This is a genomic window from Actinoplanes sp. NPDC049599, assembly GCF_044465625.1.
Lineage (GTDB): Bacteria > Actinomycetota > Actinomycetes > Mycobacteriales > Micromonosporaceae > Actinoplanes.
Map to the genome: position 1 here is coordinate 50,208 of NZ_JBITLX010000017.1, position 20,007 is coordinate 70,214.

At 72.9% G+C, this 20,007-nt stretch carries 21 protein-coding genes and 1 riboswitch; of the genes, 13 read left to right on the forward strand and 8 right to left on the reverse strand.

Annotated elements, in window-relative coordinates; translation table 11 throughout:
• Window positions 1–4 precede the first annotated feature (4 nt).
• Genes ACIBQZ_RS26865 through ACIBQZ_RS26880 form a run of 4 tightly spaced genes read left to right on the forward strand, consistent with a single transcriptional unit; the run spans window position 5 to window position 2,243 of the window.
• Window positions 5–889, forward strand: a complete 885-nt coding sequence (locus ACIBQZ_RS26865; protein WP_396091555.1) for a metal ABC transporter permease — start codon at window positions 5–7, stop codon at window positions 887–889.
• Complete coding sequence (locus ACIBQZ_RS26870; RefSeq protein ID WP_396091556.1) at window positions 886–1,203, forward strand: ArsR/SmtB family transcription factor; 318 nt, start codon at window positions 886–888, stop codon at window positions 1,201–1,203. Before ACIBQZ_RS26865 ends, ACIBQZ_RS26870 begins: the two co-directional genes overlap by 4 nt.
• Window positions 1,200–1,607: a Fur family transcriptional regulator gene (locus tag ACIBQZ_RS26875; protein ID WP_396091557.1), complete on the forward strand. Its 408-nt coding sequence runs from the start codon at window positions 1,200–1,202 to the stop codon at window positions 1,605–1,607. The genes ACIBQZ_RS26870 and ACIBQZ_RS26875 overlap by 4 nt, the downstream gene beginning before the upstream one ends.
• A 30-nt stretch (window positions 1,608–1,637) precedes the next feature.
• Complete coding sequence (locus ACIBQZ_RS26880) at window positions 1,638–2,243, forward strand: hypothetical protein (protein ID WP_396091664.1); 606 nt, start codon at window positions 1,638–1,640, stop codon at window positions 2,241–2,243.
• On the opposite strand, the gene ACIBQZ_RS26885 is transcribed toward ACIBQZ_RS26880, so the two are convergent.
• Both ACIBQZ_RS26885 and ACIBQZ_RS26890 read right to left on the reverse strand, forming a co-directional pair.
• Window positions 2,221–2,766, reverse strand: a complete 546-nt coding sequence (locus ACIBQZ_RS26885; RefSeq protein ID WP_396091558.1) for a DUF6328 family protein — start codon at window positions 2,764–2,766, stop codon at window positions 2,221–2,223. The genes ACIBQZ_RS26880 and ACIBQZ_RS26885 overlap by 23 nt on opposite strands.
• A gap of 47 nt (window positions 2,767–2,813) precedes the next feature.
• Complete coding sequence (locus tag ACIBQZ_RS26890; protein ID WP_396091559.1) at window positions 2,814–3,629, reverse strand: alpha/beta fold hydrolase; 816 nt, start codon at window positions 3,627–3,629, stop codon at window positions 2,814–2,816.
• Window positions 3,630–3,688: 59 nt separating this feature from the next.
• Window positions 3,689–3,793, forward strand: a riboswitch (TPP riboswitch).
• Between the two features lie 73 nt (window positions 3,794–3,866).
• Here ACIBQZ_RS26890 and ACIBQZ_RS26895 point away from each other — a divergent pair.
• The 3 genes from ACIBQZ_RS26895 to ACIBQZ_RS26905 are packed head-to-tail and all read left to right on the forward strand — an operon-like array spanning window position 3,867 to window position 6,639.
• The gene (locus tag ACIBQZ_RS26895; protein ID WP_396091560.1) at window positions 3,867–4,439 is read left to right on the forward strand and encodes an ECF transporter S component; all 573 of its coding nucleotides are present in this window, start codon (window positions 3,867–3,869) and stop codon (window positions 4,437–4,439) included.
• 2 nt (window positions 4,440–4,441) lie between these two features.
• Window positions 4,442–5,839, forward strand: a complete 1,398-nt coding sequence (locus tag ACIBQZ_RS26900; protein ID WP_396091561.1) for an ABC transporter ATP-binding protein — start codon at window positions 4,442–4,444, stop codon at window positions 5,837–5,839.
• Entirely contained in the window at window positions 5,836–6,639 is an 804-nt protein-coding gene (locus ACIBQZ_RS26905) for an energy-coupling factor transporter transmembrane component T family protein (protein WP_396091562.1), read from the forward strand. The genes ACIBQZ_RS26900 and ACIBQZ_RS26905 overlap by 4 nt, the downstream gene beginning before the upstream one ends.
• Before the next feature lie 17 nt (window positions 6,640–6,656).
• On the opposite strand, the gene ACIBQZ_RS26910 is transcribed toward ACIBQZ_RS26905, so the two are convergent.
• The 3 genes from ACIBQZ_RS26910 to ACIBQZ_RS26920 form a co-directional block, all read right to left on the reverse strand.
• On the reverse strand, window positions 6,657–8,861 hold the full coding sequence (locus ACIBQZ_RS26910) for a BTAD domain-containing putative transcriptional regulator (RefSeq protein ID WP_396091563.1): 2,205 nt from the start codon (window positions 8,859–8,861) through the stop codon (window positions 6,657–6,659).
• Between the two features lie 175 nt (window positions 8,862–9,036).
• Entirely contained in the window at window positions 9,037–9,315 is a 279-nt protein-coding gene (locus tag ACIBQZ_RS26915) for a hypothetical protein (RefSeq protein WP_396091564.1), read from the reverse strand.
• Between the two features lie 816 nt (window positions 9,316–10,131).
• The gene (locus tag ACIBQZ_RS26920; protein ID WP_396091565.1) at window positions 10,132–13,923 is read right to left on the reverse strand and encodes a hypothetical protein; all 3,792 of its coding nucleotides are present in this window, start codon (window positions 13,921–13,923) and stop codon (window positions 10,132–10,134) included.
• A gap of 164 nt (window positions 13,924–14,087) precedes the next feature.
• On the opposite strand from ACIBQZ_RS26920, the gene ACIBQZ_RS26925 reads away from it, so the two are divergent.
• From ACIBQZ_RS26925 to ACIBQZ_RS26940, 4 genes are all read left to right on the forward strand, one after another.
• Window positions 14,088–14,597, forward strand: a complete 510-nt coding sequence (locus ACIBQZ_RS26925) for a hypothetical protein (RefSeq protein WP_396091566.1) — start codon at window positions 14,088–14,090, stop codon at window positions 14,595–14,597.
• 163 nt (window positions 14,598–14,760) lie between these two features.
• The gene (locus tag ACIBQZ_RS26930) at window positions 14,761–16,482 is read left to right on the forward strand and encodes a histidinol-phosphatase (protein ID WP_396091567.1); all 1,722 of its coding nucleotides are present in this window, start codon (window positions 14,761–14,763) and stop codon (window positions 16,480–16,482) included.
• Window positions 16,479–16,967: a hypothetical protein gene (locus ACIBQZ_RS26935; RefSeq protein WP_396091568.1), complete on the forward strand. Its 489-nt coding sequence runs from the start codon at window positions 16,479–16,481 to the stop codon at window positions 16,965–16,967. The genes ACIBQZ_RS26930 and ACIBQZ_RS26935 overlap by 4 nt, the downstream gene beginning before the upstream one ends.
• A 105-nt stretch (window positions 16,968–17,072) precedes the next feature.
• Window positions 17,073–17,276 carry a hypothetical protein gene (locus ACIBQZ_RS26940; RefSeq protein ID WP_396091569.1) on the forward strand — a complete coding sequence of 68 codons (204 nt, stop codon included), beginning with the start codon at window positions 17,073–17,075 and terminating at the stop codon, window positions 17,274–17,276.
• On the opposite strand, the gene ACIBQZ_RS26945 is transcribed toward ACIBQZ_RS26940, so the two are convergent.
• The 3 genes from ACIBQZ_RS26945 to ACIBQZ_RS26955 are packed head-to-tail and all read right to left on the reverse strand — an operon-like array spanning window position 17,273 to window position 18,826.
• The gene (locus ACIBQZ_RS26945) at window positions 17,273–17,767 is read right to left on the reverse strand and encodes a phosphotransferase (RefSeq protein ID WP_396091570.1); all 495 of its coding nucleotides are present in this window, start codon (window positions 17,765–17,767) and stop codon (window positions 17,273–17,275) included. The genes ACIBQZ_RS26940 and ACIBQZ_RS26945 overlap by 4 nt on opposite strands.
• A gap of 32 nt (window positions 17,768–17,799) precedes the next feature.
• The gene (locus tag ACIBQZ_RS26950) at window positions 17,800–18,207 is read right to left on the reverse strand and encodes a RidA family protein (RefSeq protein ID WP_396091571.1); all 408 of its coding nucleotides are present in this window, start codon (window positions 18,205–18,207) and stop codon (window positions 17,800–17,802) included.
• Window positions 18,208–18,265: 58 nt separating this feature from the next.
• Window positions 18,266–18,826: a GNAT family N-acetyltransferase gene (locus ACIBQZ_RS26955; protein ID WP_396091572.1), complete on the reverse strand. Its 561-nt coding sequence runs from the start codon at window positions 18,824–18,826 to the stop codon at window positions 18,266–18,268.
• Window positions 18,827–19,025: 199 nt separating this feature from the next.
• Here ACIBQZ_RS26955 and ACIBQZ_RS26960 point away from each other — a divergent pair, with 199 nt between their 5' ends.
• Window positions 19,026–19,322 (forward strand): MTH1187 family thiamine-binding protein, encoded by a 297-nt coding sequence (locus tag ACIBQZ_RS26960; RefSeq protein WP_396091573.1) that lies wholly within the window; start codon window positions 19,026–19,028, stop codon window positions 19,320–19,322.
• A complete protein-coding gene (locus tag ACIBQZ_RS26965; protein ID WP_396091574.1) occupies window positions 19,319–19,993 on the forward strand; it encodes an HAD family hydrolase in 675 nt (224 codons plus the stop codon). The genes ACIBQZ_RS26960 and ACIBQZ_RS26965 overlap by 4 nt, the downstream gene beginning before the upstream one ends.
• The last annotated feature ends 14 nt before the right edge of the window (window positions 19,994–20,007 follow it).

Genomic DNA, 20,007 nt, shown 5'->3' on the forward strand with positions numbered 1-20,007 from the left:
CGTCATGGACCTTTTCCAGTACGACTTCATGGTGCGCGCCCTGATCGGCGCGCTGATCATCGGGCTGATCGCGCCGGCGCTCGGCATCTACCTGGTGCAGCGGCGGCTGTCGCTGATCGGTGACGGCATCGGGCACGTCGCGCTCACCGGCGTCGGCGTGGGCCTGCTGCTGCACCAGTCCCCCGTGCTCACCGCGGTGGTGGTCTCGGTGCTCGGCGCCGTCGGCGTGGAGCTGGTGCGCGAGCGGGGCCGCACCTCCGGGGACCTCGCCCTGGCGCTGCTCTTCTACGGCGGCATCGCGGGCGGGGTGGTGCTGGTCGGGCTCTCCGACGACAGCAGCAACGCCAACCTGATGCAGTTCCTGTTCGGCTCGCTGACCACCACCTCGCGGGAGGACCTGGCCGTCATCGCCGTGCTCGGCGTCGCGGTGCTGGTGGCGATGCTGGGGCTGCGGCAGGCGCTGTTCGCGGTCTGCAACGACGAGGAGTACGCGCGGGTGTCCGGGCTGCCGGTCCGTACCCTCAATCTGCTGATGGCCGTGACCACCGCCGTGACCGTCACGATCGCGATGCGCACCGTCGGGTTGTTGCTGGTCAGCGCGCTCATGGTGGTGCCGGTCGCGGCCGCCCAGCAGGTCACCCGCGGGTTCCGCAGCACGATGGTCACGGCCATGGTGATCGGGATGAGCGCCGCCGCCGCCGGCGTGTGGCTGGCCGGCGAGGTGGACACCGCGCCGGGTGCCACGATCGTCATCCTGGCCATCGCGGCGTTCCTCGCCATCGCGGTCGGCGCGGGCGCCTGGCGGGTGCTGCGCCGCCGGGTGATCCCGGCCGGCCAGCAGCAGGCCGAGCCGCCGGAGGTCGTGCTGCGCGAGGCTGAGCTCCGATGAGCAGTAACGTCATTCCGGTGACGACGAGCGGCTACGAGGCGTACGAGGCGGCCGGCGAACTGCTGCGCGCGTTGTCCGCGCCGATCCGGGTGGCGATCGTCGCCGAGCTCGGCGCGGGCGAACGCTGCGTGCACGAGCTGGTCGAGAAGCTGGGCGCGCCGCAGCCGCTGGTCTCGCAGCATCTGCGGGTGTTGCGCGGCGCGGGCGTGGTGCGAGGTGCACGACGCGGTCGCGAGATCGCATACTCACTCGTGGACGAACACGTCGCCCACATCGTCGCCGACGCTGTCAGCCATGCGCGGGAGGCATCATGACCGACGACACCACCGTGGTGCGCAACACCAAGCAGCGCAGTGCCGTCAGCGCCGTCCTCGCCGACGCCGAGGGCTTCAACAGCGCCCAGGACCTGCACGCCATCCTGCGGGAACGCGGCGAGCGGGTGGGCCTGACCACCGTCTACCGCACCCTGCAGGGGCTGGCCGACGCCGGCGAGATCGACGTGATGCGCCCGCCCGGCGGCGAGCACCTCTACCGCCGGTGCAGCCAGGGTCACCACCACCATCTGGTCTGCCGCTCCTGCGGGCGGGCCGTCGAGGTGGAGGGGCCGGCCGTGGAGACCTGGGCCGAGAAGGTCGCCGGCCGGCACGGCTTCGTGGACGTCTCGCACACCATGGAGATCTTCGGAACCTGCCCGGAGTGCGCGGCCAAGCGTTCCTAGGCCGGCCGTGGGACGCTGTGGCGCGTGAAGATGTACGCCGATCGGCTGCCCACCGCCGTCCGCCAGCTGCTCACCGATCTCCTGGTGGTGTTCTGGGTCTACGCCTGGATCCGGGCCGGGTTCTGGGTCAACGACATGGTCGAGAAGCTGGGCGTGCCCGGCCAGAAACTGCAGGAGGCCGGCACCGGTATCGCCGGCAACCTGGGTGACATCGGCGGCAAGGTGGGCCGGGTGCCGCTGGTCGGCGACGAGCTGACCGCGCCGTTCAACAGCGCCGCCGATGCCGCCAACTCGCTGGCCGACGCCGGCCGGCAGCAGCAGGAGGTCGTCGGCAACCTGGCGCTGGCCATGGCCCTGCTGATCGTCGCGGTGCCGCTGACGCTGGTGCTGTTCGGCTGGCTGCCGCTGCGGCTGCGCTGGATGCGCCGGGCCGCGGTGGCCGTCAAGGTCCGCAACGAGCCGGCCGGCCAGGACCTGCTGGCGTTGCGGGCCCTGGCCACCCGGCCGCTGAACGAGCTGGCGAAGCTGGGTCCGGACATCGCCCAGTCCTGGCGCAACGGCGACGCCGCGGCGGTGCAGGCGCTGGCCGCCCTGGAGCTGCGGGACCTCGGGCTCAAGCCCGCGAGGTCTCGTTAGGCTCGGCCGCCTGCGCGGCGAACTCCTCGTCGTCGTCCTCGTCGTCCTCGTCGACCCAGTTCCGGCGCGCCCACGGCACGGCGGCCCAGAAGGTCAGGAAGAACCCGGCGGCGATGCCGGTCAGCACCAGGGCCACCCAGATGTTGGTCAGGTAGTCGGTGATCAGCAGCACGCTGCTGACCATCGCGATCAGCATGAACGCCAGGCCGCCGGTGGCCATCTTGTGCGCGTAGCGGACCAGCTCCGGCTTGCGGCCCTGGCGGAACAACGCACGGTGGAACGCCACCGGCGAGATGATCATCGCGGTGGCCGCGGCCGCGGCCAGCAGGGCGACGATGTACGTGTCCTTCTGGAAGTCCGTCGTCTTCGGGAAGCCGTTGCTGAACGGCAGGGTCAGCAGGAACGCGAAGAGGATCTGCACGCCCGTCTGCGCCACCCGCAGTTCCTGCAGCAGGTCCGCGAAATTCCGGTCCCACCGCTGCTTCTCCGACTCGTGCTTGTTCCGTCGCTGCTCGGCGGCCATCGAACCTCCTTCTCGGTGGCCGCAGGGTTTCCCATCGGTGAACGGCGTCAAACGCCGATGCGGGCCAGCGCCACGTCGGCCAGTGCCCGCGGCGCCTCCTCGGGCACCCAGTGGCCGATCCCGCGCAGTGTCACGAACCGGTAGTCGGCGGTCACCCAGGTGGCGGTGGCCAGCGCCGCCGGCTTGCCGACGACCGGGTCGCCGTCGCTCCACACGTACGTGGTCGGCACGGTGATCTTGCCGACACCGGCGAGCTGACCGCGGGAGAGCGCCCGGTACCAGTTCAGCGCGGCGGTGAGCCGGCCGGGCTCGCGCATCGCCGTGGCGTACTGGGCGGCCCGGGCGCCGATCGGGCGCATCATCCGGCGCAGCGCGGTGCCGTCGGCGCCGAGCAGCAGCCGCTCGGCGGCCCGGGACCGGAACACCCCCATGTAGGCGAACCGCAGCTTCTGCGACGGCTGGTTGTGCAGGGCGACGCCGAGCCCGCGCGGGTGCGGCACCGAGACGGCGGTGAGCGTGCGCACCCGGTCGGGGTGCTCGGCGGCCAGCAACCAGCCCACCTGCGCGCCCCAGTCGTGCCCGATGACGTGCGCCTTCTCGACGCCGAGCGCGTCCAGCACGGCCACGGCGTCGGCGGTCGGCTCCGCCAGCCGGTAGTCGGCGACCGCGCCGGGCCGGGCGCCGGGTGAGTAGCCACGCTGGTCCAGGGCGTACGTCCGCAGGCCGGCGGCGTGCAGCCGGGGCAGGATCAGGTCGAACTCCCGATGGTCCTGCGGGAAGCCGTGCAGCAAAAGCACCGGGGCGCCGTCGTCCGGGCCGCCGGCGTACACGTCGAAGGTGAACCCTCTGGCCTGGATCTGCATGTGACGCCTCCTACGCTGTCCCGTACAGCCGTACGGGTGTTAAGTTCATCGAAACACATGCAATCCGACAGGGGAGCGCGCAGCGCTGAGAGTGCGGGTGACACCGCAGACCCTCGAACCTGATCTGGGTAATGCCAGCGCAGGGAGCTCGGTCTTTCTCCAGCCGCGCCGTGTCCGGGAGACGTCCCCGGCCGCGGTGCAGCGTCTCCTCCCGGTACGAGCTGGGAGGCACCACTCATGAACCACCGCTGGCGCACCATAGACATCGTCATCGCCTCGATCATCGCGGTCGCTTTCGGCGTCATCTTCTGGGCCTGGGGCCTGCTCTGGAACGGCCCGGCGGACGCCATCCCGCTGCCCGGCCGGGCCATCCTGTACGGCGTCTGGCTGGTGCCGGCCGTGCTCGGCGCCCTGGTCATCCGCAAGCCCGGCGCCGCCTTCTACACGCTGACGCTGGCCGCGCTGGTGTCGGTGGCGCTGGGCACGAGCTGGGGCTGGACCCTGGTGCTGCAGGGCCCGCTGGAGGCGGCCGCGGCCGAGCTGGTCTTCGCCGTGTTCGCGTACAAGGTGTGGAACCTGCCGGTCGCCCTGGCGGCGGCCGCCGCGGCCGGCTTCGCCGCGTCCGTCTACGACGCCTTCGTCTGGTACGGCGGGACGTCCTGGGCCACCCTGCGGCTGCCCTACATCGCGATCACCGTGGTCAGCTCCGTGCTGGTGGCGGGCCTGGGCAGCATCCTGCTGGTCCGGGCGCTGGCACAGACCGGCGTACTGGACCGGTTCGCCTCCGGCCGCGAACGCGCCGCCGTCTAATTATGGGCTCAGTGGTCCTGCGGGGGTTCGGGTGGCGGCATGCCGGGCGCAAGGCGTGGGCGGTGCGCGGGGTCGACCTGCGCATCGCGCACGGCGAACGGGTGCTGCTGCTCGGGCCCTCCGGGGCCGGCAAGTCCACCCTGCTCGCCGCGCTCGCCGGCCTGCTGCCCGACGACTCGGGTGAGGCCGAGGGCACGGTCGAGATCGACGGGCTCGACCCGCGCAAGGCCCGCGAGCGGGTCGGCATCGTGTTCCAGGACCCGCAGACCCAGCTGGTCATGGCGCGCAGCGGCGACGACGTGGCGTTCGGGCTGGAGAACCGCGGCGTGCCGGCCGCCGAGATCTGGCCCCGGGTCGACGAGGCGCTGCACCGGGTCGGCTTCGGCTACGGCCGGGACCGGCCCACCGGCGCGCTGTCCGGCGGGGAGCAACAGCGGCTGGCGCTGGCCGGCACCCTCGCGCTGCGGCCCGGCCTGCTGCTGCTCGACGAGCCGACCGCGAACCTGGACCCGGCCGGCGCCGCGCTGATCCGGTCGGCCATCGCCCGGGCGCTCGACCAGGACACCACGCTGATCGTCGTGGAGCACCGGGTCGCGGAAGCGCTCCCGCTGGTCGACCGGGTGGTGGTGCTGGAGCCGGGCGGCGGGGTGCGCGCGGACGGCCCGCCGGGCACGGTCTTCGGCGCGCACGGCGACCGCCTGGCGGCGGAGGGGGTCTGGGTGCCGGGTCACCCGGTCGCCCCCCGCAAGGCCGTCACCGGTCCCGGTGCTCCCCTGGTACGCGCGGAAGCCGTCACCCTGCGGCACCGTCTCCCGGCCGCCACGCTGACCGCCCGGGCCGGCGAGGTGCTGGCCGTCACCGGTCCCAACGGCGCCGGCAAGTCCACTCTCGCGTTGCTGCTCGGCGGGCTGCTCAAGCCCACCTCGGGCACGGTCGACGCGGGACCGGGCGGGCCGCCGTACCGGTGGCGGGCGGTTGAGCTGACCACCCGGATCGGCTCGGTCTTCCAGGACCCGGAGCACCAGTTCGTCACCCACCGGGTCGCCGACGAGCTGGCCCTCGGCCCGCGCCGGATCGGCCGCACCGAGGCCGAGGTGAGCGGGATCGTCGACGAGCTGCTCCAGCGGCTGCGGCTGGACAAGCTGGCCGGCGCGAACCCGCACACCCTCTCCGGCGGCGAGGCGCGGCGGCTGAGCGTCGCCACCGCCCTGGCCACCGCGCCCCGGCTGCTGGTGCTCGACGAGCCCACCTTCGGCCAGGACCGGCGCACCTGGATCGAGCTGGTCGACCTGCTGGCCCGGCTCCGCGACGACGGCCACGGCATCGTCGCGGTCACCCACGACGAGGACTTCGTGGCGGCCCTCGCCGACTCGATCCACCGGCTGGAACGGGCCGCATGACGCTGACCCTGCCGACCTTCGAGGCCAGCACGGCACCGCTCGCGCGGCGCAACCCGGTCGCCAAGCTCGCCGCCGCGGTGCTGTTCAGCGGCCCGCTGATCGCGACCCTGGACCCGCTGACCCCGACCATCGCCCTGGCGGTCGAGCTGGCGGTGCTGCCGCTCTTCGGCGTCCGGTACGGCACCCTGTTCCGGCGCGCCTGGCCGCTGGTGCTGGCCGCCGCCGGCATCGTGATCACGCTGGTGCTGTTCGCCGCCGAGCGCACCGGCGCGACGCTGGCGACGCTGGGGCCGTTCGCGGTGACGACCGGGGTGCTGGTCACCGCGCTGGGCATGGTGCTGCGGGTCTTCGCGATCGCGCTGCCGGGCATCATCGTGTTCGCCACCACCGACCCCACCGACCTGGCCGACGCCCTGGTGCAGAACGTCCGGGCCCCGGCCCGGTTCGCGATCGGCGCGCTGGCCGCGTTCCGGCTGGTGCCGCTGCTCGGTCAGGAGTGGCAGATGCTCAGCCTGGCCCGCCGGGCCCGCGGCATCGACGCCGGCCACAGCCCGGCGGCCCGGCTGCGGCTGTTCGTGTCGACCGCGTTCGCCCTGCTGGTCGGGGCGATCCGGCGGGGCACCCGGCTGGCGGTGGCGATGGACGCGCGCGGCTTCGACTCGGGCCTGCCCCGCACCTACGCACGCCGGCAGGTGTTCGGCCGGGCCGACGCCGCCCTGATGGCCGGCGCGGCGTTGCTGTCGGCCGCGGCGCTGACCACCAGCGTCCTGCTCGGACTGTTCCGGCCGATCATCGGCTGACCAGCCAGGCGACGCTGTCAGTGTCGGCTGACGTCGTCATCGACCGGCGGGCTTCCCGCCATGGCTGCGAGTACGGCCTCCTCGCCCCGGGTATCGCCCTTCTCCCGGCACGCCCTCAGCGCCGTCAGGCTGGTCACTCGCCAGTCCTCGGTATACCCCCGGACGGCATAGAAGGGGCGTGCTGTGACGGCGAGACGCCAGCAGCACTCGGTCAGTCCGAGATCAGCAGTGTGCTCTACCGCGGCGCGTAGGTTAACCCGTTCCGATTCGAGCCAGTCGAGCGGAGGTCGGTCGAGACCCGCGGATGGATCCGGCGGCACGGGCGGATCGAGGTCGTGGCGACCGATGCCGAGCTCCGCTCGGGAAGCGAGGGTCAGCATCGACGCATACACCCTTCGCTGTACGGCGAGGCGGTCCTCGCGTGCCGGGTACCGGATCTCTGCCCGGCGAAGGGCGAACTCACGGGTCAGGTCATGCAGCGTGTACCGCGAGTCCAACCGCGCCGGTTCGACGAGGTGCGCGGCTGCCAGCGTCGCAAGCGTGTCCGCGGCGTCCGCGGCGTCCGCGCCGAGCACCGCTGCGGCTGTCCAGACCCCGAAGACAGGCAACGAGAGCAGTCCGAGTCCGAGGAGTAGCGACTGCGACGACTCGTCAAGCCGATCGAAGCTGGCTCCGATGGCGCGTTCCACGCTGTGGTCGCCGTAGACCAGCCCTGGCAGCACGGCACCGGCGAGCCGATCCGCAAGCAGCGTCCCCGTCTGACCCCGATCCCGGCCGCGGAGCGCGCCCGCCACTTTCAGCGCCAGTGGCAACCCCGCGCAGAGCTCGACTATCCGCGCGGTAGCTTCCGGCTCGCCGCTTATGTCCACCCCGGCCATCTTGGTCACGAGCCGATACACCTCCGTGGCCGACCTGCGGTCCAGGGGGTCGAGAGCCGGTAGGTGACGGGCGGAATCCAGGCCGGGGAGACGCCTGCGGCTGATGATCAGCACCCCACACTCGGGGGCGCCCGGAATGAGGTCACGGACCTGCGCCTCGTCGAGCACGTCGTCGAAGACGAAAAGGAGACGCCGTTCCGCGGCCAGGGAGCGCAACAACGCAGCCCGCTCGCCCCGCGATCCCGGCACCTCGGGCACCTGCAACGCCCGTAGCAGCTGTGCCAGCGAGTCCGACGGATTGACCGGCTGGAGGGAGGTTCCGAGAAGATCCAGGTACAACTGGCCATCGGGGTAGTGGTCGGCGACCCGGTGAGCCACATGGACGGCCAATGCGGTCTTGCCGATCCCGCCGGGGCCGGACAGCACCAACGATGTCTTCCGATCCGGCACCTGCGTCAGAAGCCACTGCGCCTCCGCGATGATGTCTGCACGGCCCACCAGATCGCCCGGGTCCGGCGGCAGCTGTCGGGGAGTGAGGGCCTGTATGGTGCGGCGGCCCGCGGCCGACGTCAGGACCACCCGGACGTGCTGGGTGACCGCGGCTTCATTACCGCTCCCGATCGCGTACGCGAGCCGACGCAGGGCCGGATCGGGTCGAGCGGCGGTCGACCGTTCCACCGCGGCGGCATGGCCCTCGTACATCTCCACCGCTTCGACGGAGCGCCCGGTAAGGTGCAGTGCGATCATGCCAAGCTCGCACAGCCGCTGGTCATCCGGGTAGTCCAGCGCGATGGCGAGGAGTTCGTCGAGGACCTGCTCGGTCCTGCCGGCGGAGAGGTCCAACTCGGCCAGCCGCGCCGCGGCGCGCTTGCGCCGCTGCTCGAGGATCGCGATGTACTGCCGAAACGAGTCCGCTCTGGTGCCGGGCAGCACCTGCGGGCCGCTCCACAACCGCAGCGCCTCGCGCAGCAGGTCAGCTTCGTCCTCGTTTCGTCCGGCAGAGCCTGCTCGTTCAGCCTCCAGGATGTGCCGCTCGAACAGGGTCTTGTCGAGGTCATCGGGCTCGACCCGCAGCTCATAGCCAAGCCGCGGATGGGTGACCACGTGCCCGCGGATGCCATCGCTCGCGAGCAGGTGACGAATCGCGGAAACCGCCTTGTGCAGCTGGGCTTCCGCCACTGCCGACCCGCCCCAAGCCACCCGCATCAGATCCGCGGTCCGCACCGGACGGTTGGCGTTCACCAGCAGGACACCGAGCACCGCCAGCCTGACCCCGGCCGGCAAAGGCACTTCCCGTTCTTGGTCGTCGCGCACTGAGAACTGGCCGAGGATGCGGTACTTCACGCGCGCTCCCCATGCATACACCGGCGTGCCTTCAGCGACGATCGGCGCGATGCCGCGCGTCGGCATGCCTCGGGCCGGCGCCCGAGCGGCGCAGTTCGCCCGGCCGAGGCGAACCGCACCCCTTCTGGTGAGACAGGCGGCGCAATGGAGGCGACAGAAGCTGCTTTCACACCGCTCAGCGTCTCAGGAACCGGCCGATGCTCAGCAAGGCGGGCCTGCCGTACACAGCCGCCAGACCGAGAGCCGTGGCTCCCGCAGCGGCACGCAGGGCAGCAGGAACATCCAGGCTCGCCCACCGGACGCCGGCGAAGACGAACGCCAACTGGCCGAGCACCATCACCACCGCCGTGAACCCGGCGTGGGGACTGCTGTCCGGCGTGACCGGACCGGCCTCCTGCGGAGATGGCGTTGGGTGTCGGTTCAACCCGCCGGTGGGGATCGGCGCGTAGTCCACAAGCTTCCCTTCCCGCGTGGGAAGCGACCGATCTGCGCAGACGATCATGCCATTCCCTCGCTCAATCGACCCGGATAGGACTTCGGTCGACGATGCTGATTGGCGTCACCACGTCGACTTGGGCGAATATTCGCAGAATCCGGAAGCACAATCCAGGGGCTTCCGTCAAGATGGCACACCGTTCGACGGTAGGAAAACGGTAGAGAACCGGAAGGTCGACGTCGCACGCTGGTCGAAGGCACGGCGTGCCTGGAGTTCCCGATGCTTGCCATACCCGGATAGGCGAACGGAACCCCGGTGGCAACCCGTTGGCGCGGGCCCACCGACGAAGCCTCCCCCTCGGGGAGGCTTCGTCATTGATCATCCCGGATCGCACGCCTCAGTGATTCGAGGCTGAGGTAACCGTCACCTGTTCGCTCGCCGGCCACTCCGGCGACACTCGATGTTGCGATGCGGCCGCCGTATTGACCTGGTCATCCTTGTCGGTCATCGGGAGCCACAGGACATGGGTCACGGCCATCACCACCACGACCAGGTAGATCGGGCGTCGAGCGCTGTCCGCGCGGCGCGTTCGGCGCGAGCGCCGCCAGGTACGAAGTGATCTCCGCTTTGCCGATCGCCTGCGGCTCGCCGCGCTCCACCGGCACGGCGGCCGACCCGGCCGTGGGCGCGGCCGGGGTGGGTCCGGCGGCGACGGCGACGAGGGACCCGATCGTGAGCATCCCCGCGAGGACTGTGCGCTGCGGCATGTGTCTGGTCATGGATCCAGTTCTCGCAGCTGAACAGTGTTCGCAGCCCTCGCCGCCACACCGAACATCACCGCGGGCAGACATCCCGGTACGGAGCCTCGGGCAGGTACGCCGCCCACACCGCACGGGACAGGGTGCCGCCGGCGCGCCCGCACACCTCAGCGGCGACCGCACGAGATCCGACCGGGTAGGTGCGGAGTCCGGTGTGCTGTCCCACCGCGGACAACTGCTCGCCGTCCGGGCTGAACGCCACCGCCAGTTGCGCGTCGCCCGGCGTCGGCAGCGGGGCGCCCAGCCGCAGGTGCGCCGACGTGTCCCAGAGTTGCAGCGTGCCCGCGCTGCCCGCCACCGCCAGCGTGCGGCCGTCCGGGGAGAACGCGAGACCCGACACGGCCTCGGTCCCGTCCGCGGAGGTGCCCGGGTAGACGCCGAGCCGGCGCCGGACGTCGCCGTCCCAGAGGGTCACCCGGCCGAGGTGGTCGCCGGCCGCCAGGTACCGCCCGTCCGGGCTGAACGCCAGCACCGACGTGTCCCCCACGCCGAGCGCCCGCTGCTCGACCCGCCGCGACCGCAGGTCCACCAGTTGGTCGTGGGAGGTCACCAGGAGCGCGCCGTCGGGCCGGATCACCAGCGCCTCGCCGCCGACGTCGGGCACCGTGCCGGTGCGCACGCCGCGGCGCACGTCCCAGATCTCCGTGACCTCACCCTCCGGGGTGTGGGAGATCAGCAAGGTTGCGCCGTCCGGGCTGAGCGCGATGCCGTTGGCCTCGTTGACGGTCTGCTGCTCGGGGTCGTCGGGCGGCTCCGCGAGGCGCAGCGTCCGCGCCGCCCGGCCGGCCGCCAGGTCCCACACCGGGAAGAGCACCGGTAGCTCCGGCGGGGTGGGTCCGGCGGCGTAGGCGGCCGTCCGCCCGGCGGCGTCGAACGTCAGCAGGCTCAGACACGAGTCACCCTGCCCGATGCCCACCCGCGGCTCGTCCGAATCCGCCGCGAGCGGGATCAGGTCCGGCGACGGCTCCGGCCCGGCCGGGTCGGCCGGGCAGAGGTCGCCGGGCAGTTCCCGGCCGCGGCGACCGGTCCGGCCGTCCCACAGCTGCCAGCGGGCGTGGTCCCCGGTGCGCGGCATGGTCGCCAGCGTCGCCCCGCCGGGGCTGAACACGGCGGCTTCGAGCGGCTCGGCGTGCCAGGCCGGCTCGACCGCGCCGGTAACGTCGAGCGTGCGCACCACCGAGCCGGAGAAGCTGTCCAGGTAGCGGATCCGGCGCTGGGCCACGTCCAGGCGCAGCTGGGTGGGCTCCTCGCCGGCCAGCGGGTGCCGGAAGACCGGCCGGTCGGATTCACCGGTGCGCCACAGCCGGATGTCGTCCGCGTCCGAGGTCACCACGAACGCACCATCCGGGCTGACCGCGATCTCCTCGATGCCGGGCTGGGCGAAGACCGCGCGCAGCCGTCCGGAGGCGACGTCCCAGACCCGTACGCCGGCGCCGACCACGACCACCAGGGTGCGGCCGTCCGGGGTGAGCCGGGCGTGCTGGACGCAGCCCTGGCGGACCCCGGACGCGGTCAGCGCGGGCAGCCGCTTGCGGCGCACCACGTCCCACACCTCGAGCGGACGGCCGGACGAGCAGAACGCCACGGTCCGGTCGTCAGCGCCGGCGTCCGCATGCAGCGTGCCCTCCGGTCCGGCGGATTCGAGGGGCTGGTGGAACAGCATGCGCCGCTGCCGCAGGTCCCAGATCTGGACCCCGGTGCGGCCCGTGCCCGGATCGGTGACGTCCCTCAGGAAGATCCGCCCGCTCGGCCCGAACGACCCGCTCTCGTCCTGCGTGGCGTCCGGCAGCACACCCGACAGACGGCCCGACGCCAGGTCGCGGAACTGGATCCCGCGGTCTGTCGACAGCGCCAGTGTCCGCCCGTCCGGGCTGACGTCGGTGAGCACGGACCAGGCGTCGGCGTCCAGGCCCGGCGCCGTGGCGGTCCGGCGGTGGGTGGCCACGTCCCAGGTCAGCACCGCCTTGGCGCCCACGCTGACCAGCGTGCGGCCGTCGGCGGTGAGGAAACGCTCCGCGCCCGGCTCGGGATCGGGTTCGGCGAACGCGTCCTGCTCCCGCTGGGCCAGCGCCGCGAGCAACGCCGACCGGGTCTCCGGGGTGTCGGTGGTCCGCCAGGCCGCCACGCTGAGCAGCATCGCCGAGGCCGGGTCGACGAAGCGGCGGCCGTCCGCGACCGCGGTGAGCCGCAGGGCCGCCGCCTGGATCCGCTGCCGCCGGCTGGTCTCGTTCTGCCGCCAGGCGACCAGCCCGCTGGCGGCGGCCAGCACCAGCAGCACGGTCAGCCCCGCGACCAGCGCGCGCAACCGCCTGGTGTTGCGGGTCGCGGCCCGCTCCCGCAGCTCCCGCGCGGCGCGGCTGGCGTCGAGGAAGTCCCGCTCCGCGGCGTTCAACTCGGCGGTGTGCAGTTGTTGCTCCGCCGTGGCCAGCTGGATCCCGCCGTAGAGGGCGCCGGGATCACGCCCGAGCTCCCGCCAGGTCTGCGCGGCGGCGGCCAGCCTGCGGTGCACCCGGAGCCGGTCGCGGTCCTCGTCCAGCCAGCCGCGCAGCCGCGGCCACGACGACAGCAACGCCTCGTGCGCGATGTCCACGGTGGAGCCGTCGAGCGTCAGCAGGCGCGCTTGGGCGAGCCGTTCCAGCACCCGGTCGACGTCGGCCGGCGAGCCGGTGTCCAGCTCGGCGCGGTCCACCGGGCGCCGGGTGTCCGGCGCGCCGTCACCGGGGTTGACCAGCCGCAGCAGCACCCACCGGGCCAGCGCGGCCTGCTCGGGCGACAGCTCCGCGTAGACACGTTCGGCGGTCAGCGCCACCGCGCCGCGCACCCCGCCGCTGGTCTCGTACGCTTCCAGCGTCAGCATCCGCCCGCGGCGCCGCCGCCACGTCTCCAGCAGCGCGTGCGACATCAGCGGCAGCCCGCCGGGCTCGGCCGCGACATCCGCCACCACCCGGGCGGTCAACGCCCGCTCGACCACCAGGCCCGCGGCGGCGGCGGGCTTGCCCACCGCCGCGCGCACCTCGTCCGGGCTCATCGGCCCGACCAGCAGGTTGGCGTCGCGGAGCGCGCGGACCAGCCCGTCGTGGTCGGCGCAGCGCCCGTAGAAGTCCCCGCGCACCCCGAGCACCACGCGCAGCCCGCTGCCCCGCTCCCGGGCGGCGAGCAGCAGGTTGATGAACTCGGTGCGTTCCGCGGCGTCGCCGCAGAGCGTGAACACCTCCTCGAACTGGTCGACCACGACCACGGTCTCCCGGCCGGGTTCGCGGGCGGTCAGCAGGGCGGCGTGGGTCCGGGCCGGCCGGTCGCCGGGGGTGATCACCCGGGTCGACACCGGCCGGCGCGGCCCGCCCGGCGCCGGCGCCAGCGCGGGCAGCAGCCCGGCGCGCAGCAGCGACGACTTCCCGCTGCCCGACGGGCCGAACACCGCGACGAACCGGCGCCGCCGCACCAGCGTGACCAGCTCGGCGACCAGCCGTTCCCGGCCGAAGAACCGCTCCCGGTCGGCGAACTCGTAGCGGTTCAGCCCCAGGTACGGCGCGTCCGGCCCGTCGTCCGCCGCGGCCTGCGCCACGGCGTCCTCGACGGTGGCCCGCCAGCGGCGCTCCCACTCGGCCGCGTCCCCGCCGCAGGCCGCCACGTAGGCCAGGGTCACCGCCAGCGACGGCATCCGCTCCCCGGCCGCGGCCTGCGACAGCGTCGTGACCGAGTAGTGCACCCGGGCCGCCATCACCCGGTACGTGAGGTCGCCGGCCTCCCGGCGCAGCTTGCGGAGGTCGTAGGCGAAGGCCTGCACCGCTCCGGCGCTCGGGTCCACCGCCTGTTCCGGACGGCCCGTTCCACCCATCTCCGATACACCCGCCTCGCCCCCGACGACAGGACCGCAGCGTATCGATCGATGTCGACAGCCGTTGTTCGGTGTGGCGCCGGGGGCTGCCGAACAACGGTTCAGCTGCGAGAACTGGAGCCATGACCAGACACATGCTGACACGCACAGTCCTGGCGGGAGCCCTGACGATCGGGAGCCTGCTCTCCGTCGCGGTAGCGCCCAGCGCCTCCGCAGCCGCCACACCGCCGGCCACCACGCCCGCGGCCAGCACCCGGGAAGCCACCACCGACCCGGCCGCGGCGACACAGTGGACGCTCACCTCGGTCCGGCCCGGATACGAGCGGCAGGCCGCCGCGTGCATCCGGCTCTGGAAGCCGTACGGCCAGAAGATCAAGGGCAAGTGGCACGTCGTCGCCGGCGGCCGGCTGCGCGACTGCGGCCTCACCTACTTCTCGGTCACGCTCCAGCAGAAGCGCTGGTGGGGCTGGGACAACCGGTCCAGCAAGACGATCACCCGCAAGGGCGACGTGAACCCGAAGGTCAAGTGCAAGACCTTCGGCAAGTACTCCTGGCGCACCATCGGCACCTGGTACCGGCGGACGAACAAGGGCTTCGAGACCCTCGCCGTGGTCACCACCAAGTCCTGGCGTACCCGCTGCTGACCCCGGCCTGAGGAACCGGTGACGGCCCCGTCGGCGCAGCTCGCCGGCGGGGTCGTGCAGCCCTCCCCTGTTCGCCCGGCCGACACCGCACCGCCATCGGGCGTTGGACTGTGGCCGCGACATTGACCAGGTCATCCTTGTCGATCATCGGGAGCCACGGGACATGGGTCACGGCCATCACCACCACCACGATCACGATCACTCGCACGACGCCGGCGGTGCTGCCGACGTACCCCCGGCTCTTGATCTGGGTGTGCCCGACAGCGAGCTGTCGCCCTCCGACGTCTCCCGCCGCGGTTTCCTGCGCAACGCCGGTCTGCTCGGCGCCGGCGCGGCCGCGTCGGTGCTCGCCACGCCGTCGGCGGCCGCGGCCGCCGGGCTGCCGCACGCGCACGGCCCGGCCGGCGGTGGCACCGCCCGGGGCGGGTTCCGCTGGCTGGCCGGCGACCACCACATCCACACCCAGCACAGCTCCGACGGCCAGTACCGGGTCATCGACCAGGCCGGGCACGGGCGCGCGTTCGGGCTCGACTGGGTCGTCATCACCGACCACGGCAGCACCACGCACGCCAAGATCGGCGTGGAGAAGGTCAACCCGGACATCCTGGCCACCCGCAAGGAGCTGCCCGACCTGCTGACCTTCCAGGGTCTGGAGTGGAACATCCCGGCGGCCGAGCACGCCACGGTGTTCGTGCACCCGGGCCGCCACGAGGTCGCGGTGCTCAAGCAGTTCGAGCAGACCTTCGACGGCTCGCAGCTGCCGGCCACCAACACCAACGAGCAGAACGAGGCCGCCGCGATCGCCGGCATCAGGTTCCTCGGCGAGCAGGTCAAGCAGCGCAAGGTGGACGGCGCGCTGTTCCTGGCCAACCACCCGGCGCGGCGCGGCATCGACTCCCCGCACGAGATCCGCAACTGGCGCGACGCCGACCCGACGGTCGCGATCGGCATGGAGGGCGCGCCCGGGCACCAGGCCGCCGGCATCAAGGCCCCGAACGGCCGGGGCGGCGCGCGCGGCCTCTACGACAACAACCCGTCGGCCGCGTCCTACGCCGGCTACCCGCTGGAGGCGTACCGCACCTGGGGCGGCTTCGACTGGATGACCGCGACGGTCGGCGGGCTGTGGGACAGCCTGCTGGCCGAGGGCCGGGCCTGGTGGGTCACGGTCAACTCGGACAGCCACGTGAACTACCTGGACACCTCCGCACGCGGCCCGGGCAGCGACTTCGAGGCCAACGGCCGCTACAACGACCCGGTATACACGCCCACGGTCAACACCACGGCCGGTGACTTCTGGCCCGGCTTCTACGGCCGGACCAGCGTCGGCGCGACCTCGTTCTCCTACCGGGCCGTCATGGACGGCCTGCGGGCCGGCCGGGTGTGGGTGGACCACGGCCGGCTGATCAAGAGCCTGGACGCGCGGCTCCGGGTGGCGGGCGACCGCCGGGCTTCCTCCGGTACGCCGCTCGGCGGCGTGCTGCACGTCAGGCGCGGCACGGCCACCGAGCTGACCCTCGAGATCGACCTGCAGGACGTGCCGAACTGGGCGCAGTTCGTGCCGGTGCTGTCCCGGGTGGACGTGATCGTCGGCCAGGTGACCGGCCCGGTGGCCGCCGGCGACACGTTCACGGCGCCGAACACCCGGGTCGTCAAGTCGTACGAGGTCACCCCCGGCACGAAGAAGCTCACGGTCACCTACCCGCTGGGCCGCCTGGACAAGCCGTTCTACCTGCGCCTGCGCGGCACCGACGGCAAGCGCACCCAGCCCGGCCTGATGGGCGCGGCGGTCGACCCGGCCGGCCCGCAGCTGGACGTGATCGGCGACGCGGACCCGTGGAGCGACCTGTGGTTCTACACCAACCCGATCTGGGTGCTGCCCCGGTGACGACCTCCTCCGCCGCGGCCGTGCACGGGGTGTCCCTGGGCCACCCGGACACGGCCGCGGCGGAACACTGGCTGGCGTCGCTCTCGGCCGTACCGGTGCTGGCCTGCACCCACCTGGTCCGCTCGCCCCGGCCGCACGTGGCGCTGAGCCTGGTCTTCGCCGGGGCGGCGCCGGCCGGGCTGGGCGCGCCGAGCCCGGAGGCGGTTGCCCAGCACACCGTCTCCGGCCGGGCGGTGCTGTTTCCGGGCGTGCAGCTGCTGGTCGGCACGCTGAGCGTGGCCGAGGTGCGGGAGCTGAGCGCGATCGAGCGGGTCGAGGTGCTGGGCGGCGGCGAGGCGGACCCGGCGGCGCTGATCAGCACCGGCGGGTTCGTCCGGCCGCAGTGGCGGGCCGGGGTGCTCACGCTGACCACGACGCCGGCCGCGGGCGGGCTGCTGGTGCCGTTCGAGACCCGCCACCCGACGCCCTGCTGCGCCGCCCACTGAGGCGCCCGGACCGGTCAGGAATCGAGAAGCACCGGTCACCGGCCGTCACTAGCGTGACGGCCAGGGCAGCCCACCAGGGGTTGCGCGTCGCAGAGGAGGTTCCCGGTGACCTGGAACAAATGGGTACGGCAGATCCACCGCTGGCTGGCCATCGCGTTCACGGTGACCGTCGTGGCCACGTTCATCGCCCTGGCCCAGGAGGAGCCCGTGGTCTGGGTGTCCTATGTGCCGCTGCTCCCGCTCGCGCTGCTGTTCTTCACCGGGCTGTACATGTTCGTGCTGCCGTACCTGGCCAGGCGGCGCGGTTAGGCGTCGGCGATCCGGTTGCCGAAGCGGGCCATCCAGGTCAGCAGGTCGGCGAAGACGCGTACGGCGCCGGGCAGCCCGGCGGCCAGGTGCTGATCGTGCGCCCGGCGGAACCGCGCGGTCAGCGCCTCGACGACCGCCGGCGGGGTCACGCCGCCGTAGACGTCACACATCAGCCGCGTCCTGCGCGCCTGCTCGGCCAGGGGCACGGCGGCGTCGGTCAGGTCCGCGAAGCCCCACACCGCCTGGGCGAAGTCGTCCAGCCGCCGGCCCGGCCCGACGTCGTCCTCGAAGTCGATGAGCGCGACCGCCCGCTCACCCCGGAACACGGTGTTGTGCGGCCCCAGGTCGCCGTGGCAGACGACCTCCTGACCGGCGCACAGCCCGGAGCCGGCCGTCGCGTCGTGGAAGGACCGGATCAGGGTGGTGGCGCTGCGGATCCGGGCGTCGGGGAGCCGGAACGGGCCGGTGTCGTCGGGCACCTCGCCGGCCACGAAGGTGAGGATCTGCCGCCCCGCGCCATCGGTCAGCTCAGGACGGCGGTGGCCTCGACCTCGACCAGCATGTCCGGCTCGGCCAGCGCCGCGACGCCGATGCCGGTGAGCGGCGGGAGCGGGTCGACGCCCAGCGCGGCGGCGGCCCGGGCGACGCCGGCCACGAACAGGGGCATCTTGTCGGGGGTCCAGTCGACCAGGTAGACGGTCAGCCGCACCACGTCGTCGAACGTACCGCCGACCTCGGCCAGGGCCGTGCCGATGTTGCGGTAGCACTGCTCGACCTGCTCGGCGAGGTCGCCCTCGCCCACCTTGCCACCGTCGGCGTCGCGGGCGACCTGACCGGCGATGAACACCATCCGGGTGCCGGTGGCGACCGCCACCTGCCGGTAGATGCCGGCCTTGGGCAGTCCTTCGGGGTCCACCAGGGTGATGGGCATGCTGTCTCCTCGGGGTTCGGGCCGATCGTCCTGCGCTCGATGGTGGCCGGCAGCGCCGTCAACCGGTCGTCCGCGGCCGGCCGCCGGTCGCGGTCTGACCGAGCTCGAACCAGTATCTCCGGGCGGGGCCGAACGGGGTTTCCCCGATGCCCTCGGCGACGCCGCCGCAGCGTTCGATCGTCCGTGCCGAGGCGAGGTTGTCGGGCGCGCAGACGGCCAGCACCCGCTCGAGGCCGAGCGCCCGCGCCTCGTCGAGCATCCGGTGCAGCGCCCAGCCGGCCAGCCCGCGCCGGCGCGCGGACGGGCGGATGCCGTAGCCGAGGTGCCCGGCCCACCGCACGTAGTCGTCGTCGCCGTGTCGCAGAGCCATCCCGCCGAGCACGCGGTCGTCCTCGACGATCCAGCGGTAGGTGCAGCGGTGCCGGCCGAGGTCGCTGGTCAGCGCCGGGTCCGACTGGCCGGCGAGGCGCGCCAGCCAGGCCTCGAAGCCGGCGGGTGTGTCGACTTCATCAGACGGAGCCAGGCCGAAGCCGTCCTCGTGCGGGCCGGGTCCCCACTCCGCGCGGGCCTCCAGCCAGGCGGCGTGCAGGCGGGCGGTGGGGGCGATCAGCTCGGGCACCCGGCGACAGTAACGCGGATCCATCCACGCACGGACCTGGCAGGGTGAGGGCGGCCGTCCATGAGCCGCCAGGCGATTGGCCGCCCTCGCCCGGTCTCGGCGGGAGCGACGGTCCGGGCCATGCAACCAGGCACGACAGCAGGCTCTTGATCTTGATCTTGGTTAGCTGCCGGTCCCGCCGACCTGTCAGGATGGGGTCATGCTGGTCGCCTTTTCTGTCACGCCGCTCGGTGCCGGCGATTCCGTCGGTGATCTGGTCGCCGAGGCCGTGCGGGTGGTCCGGGCCTCCGGGCTGCCGAACCGCACGGATGCCATGTTCACCACCGTCGAGGGCGAGTGGGACGAGGTCATGGCCGTCGTCAAGCAGGCCGTCGACGCCGTCGCCGCGCACGCGCCGCGGGTGAGCGTCTCGCTCAAGGCCGACATCCGGCCCGGCGTCTCGGACGCGCTGCACGGCAAGGTCGAGCACATCGAGCGGCGGCTGGCCGAACGGTGAGACGCCTGATCATGTGGGACATCGACTACACGCTGCTGCGCGGGGGCGGGGTCGCCGCGCAGGCGTGGAAGGCCGCGTTCACCGAGCTCACCGGCGTGGCCTGGCGGGCGACGCCGACCTTCGGCGGGCGGACCGACCTGGACATCTGCGCCGAGGTCTTCGCCACGCACGGGGTCACCGACTGCACGCCGGAGCGGTTCTTCGCCCGCTACGTCGAGCAGGTGCACGGCTCGCGGCATCTCTTCGCCGAGCAGGGCGCGCTGCTGCCCGGGGTGCCGGCCGTGCTCGACGCGCTGGGCGAACGGCCCGACGTGGTGCAGACGCTGGTGACCGGCAACGTGCCGCAGGTGGCCGCGGCCAAGCTCGCCGCGTTCGCGCTGACCGGCGCCTTCGACGCGGAGATCGGTGGCTACGGCACCGACCACAGCGTGCGCGCCACGCTGGTGCGGCGCTGCCTGGAGCGGGCCGAGGCCAAGTACGGCGAACGCTTCCGGCCGGTGGTCATCGGCGACACCACCAACGACGTGTCGGCGGCGCTGGCCAACAACGCCCTCGCCGTGGGGGTGGCGACCGGCTCCACCAGCATGGCCGAGCTGGTCCGGGCCGGGGCCCACGCGGTGCTGCCCGACCTGTCCGACGTGACCGCGGCCGTGACTGTCATCACCACCTGACCCTGCCGCCGGGC

Excerpts from the sequence above, each read along its gene's own strand:
- ACIBQZ_RS26900 (WP_396091561.1), top strand. The coding sequence starts at position 4,442 with ATGGGCTCAGTGGTCCTGCGGGGGTTCGGGTGGCGGCATGCCGGGCGC.
- ACIBQZ_RS26870 (WP_396091556.1), top strand. The coding sequence starts at position 886 with ATGAGCAGTAACGTCATTCCGGTGACGACGAGCGGCTACGAGGCGTAC.
- ACIBQZ_RS26885 (WP_396091558.1), bottom strand. The coding sequence starts at position 2,766 with ATGGCCGCCGAGCAGCGACGGAACAAGCACGAGTCGGAGAAGCAGCGG.
- ACIBQZ_RS26890 (WP_396091559.1), bottom strand. The coding sequence starts at position 3,629 with ATGCAGATCCAGGCCAGAGGGTTCACCTTCGACGTGTACGCCGGCGGC.
- ACIBQZ_RS26865 (WP_396091555.1), top strand. The coding sequence starts at position 5 with ATGGACCTTTTCCAGTACGACTTCATGGTGCGCGCCCTGATCGGCGCG.
- ACIBQZ_RS26950 (WP_396091571.1), bottom strand. The coding sequence starts at position 18,207 with ATGCCCATCACCCTGGTGGACCCCGAAGGACTGCCCAAGGCCGGCATC.
- ACIBQZ_RS26875 (WP_396091557.1), top strand. The coding sequence starts at position 1,200 with ATGACCGACGACACCACCGTGGTGCGCAACACCAAGCAGCGCAGTGCC.
- ACIBQZ_RS26895 (WP_396091560.1), top strand. The coding sequence starts at position 3,867 with ATGAACCACCGCTGGCGCACCATAGACATCGTCATCGCCTCGATCATC.
- ACIBQZ_RS26880 (WP_396091664.1), top strand. The coding sequence starts at position 1,638 with ATGTACGCCGATCGGCTGCCCACCGCCGTCCGCCAGCTGCTCACCGAT.
- ACIBQZ_RS26960 (WP_396091573.1), top strand. The coding sequence starts at position 19,026 with ATGCTGGTCGCCTTTTCTGTCACGCCGCTCGGTGCCGGCGATTCCGTC.
- ACIBQZ_RS26905 (WP_396091562.1), top strand. The coding sequence starts at position 5,836 with ATGACGCTGACCCTGCCGACCTTCGAGGCCAGCACGGCACCGCTCGCG.
- ACIBQZ_RS26925 (WP_396091566.1), top strand. The coding sequence starts at position 14,088 with ATGCTGACACGCACAGTCCTGGCGGGAGCCCTGACGATCGGGAGCCTG.
- ACIBQZ_RS26930 (WP_396091567.1), top strand. The coding sequence starts at position 14,761 with ATGGGTCACGGCCATCACCACCACCACGATCACGATCACTCGCACGAC.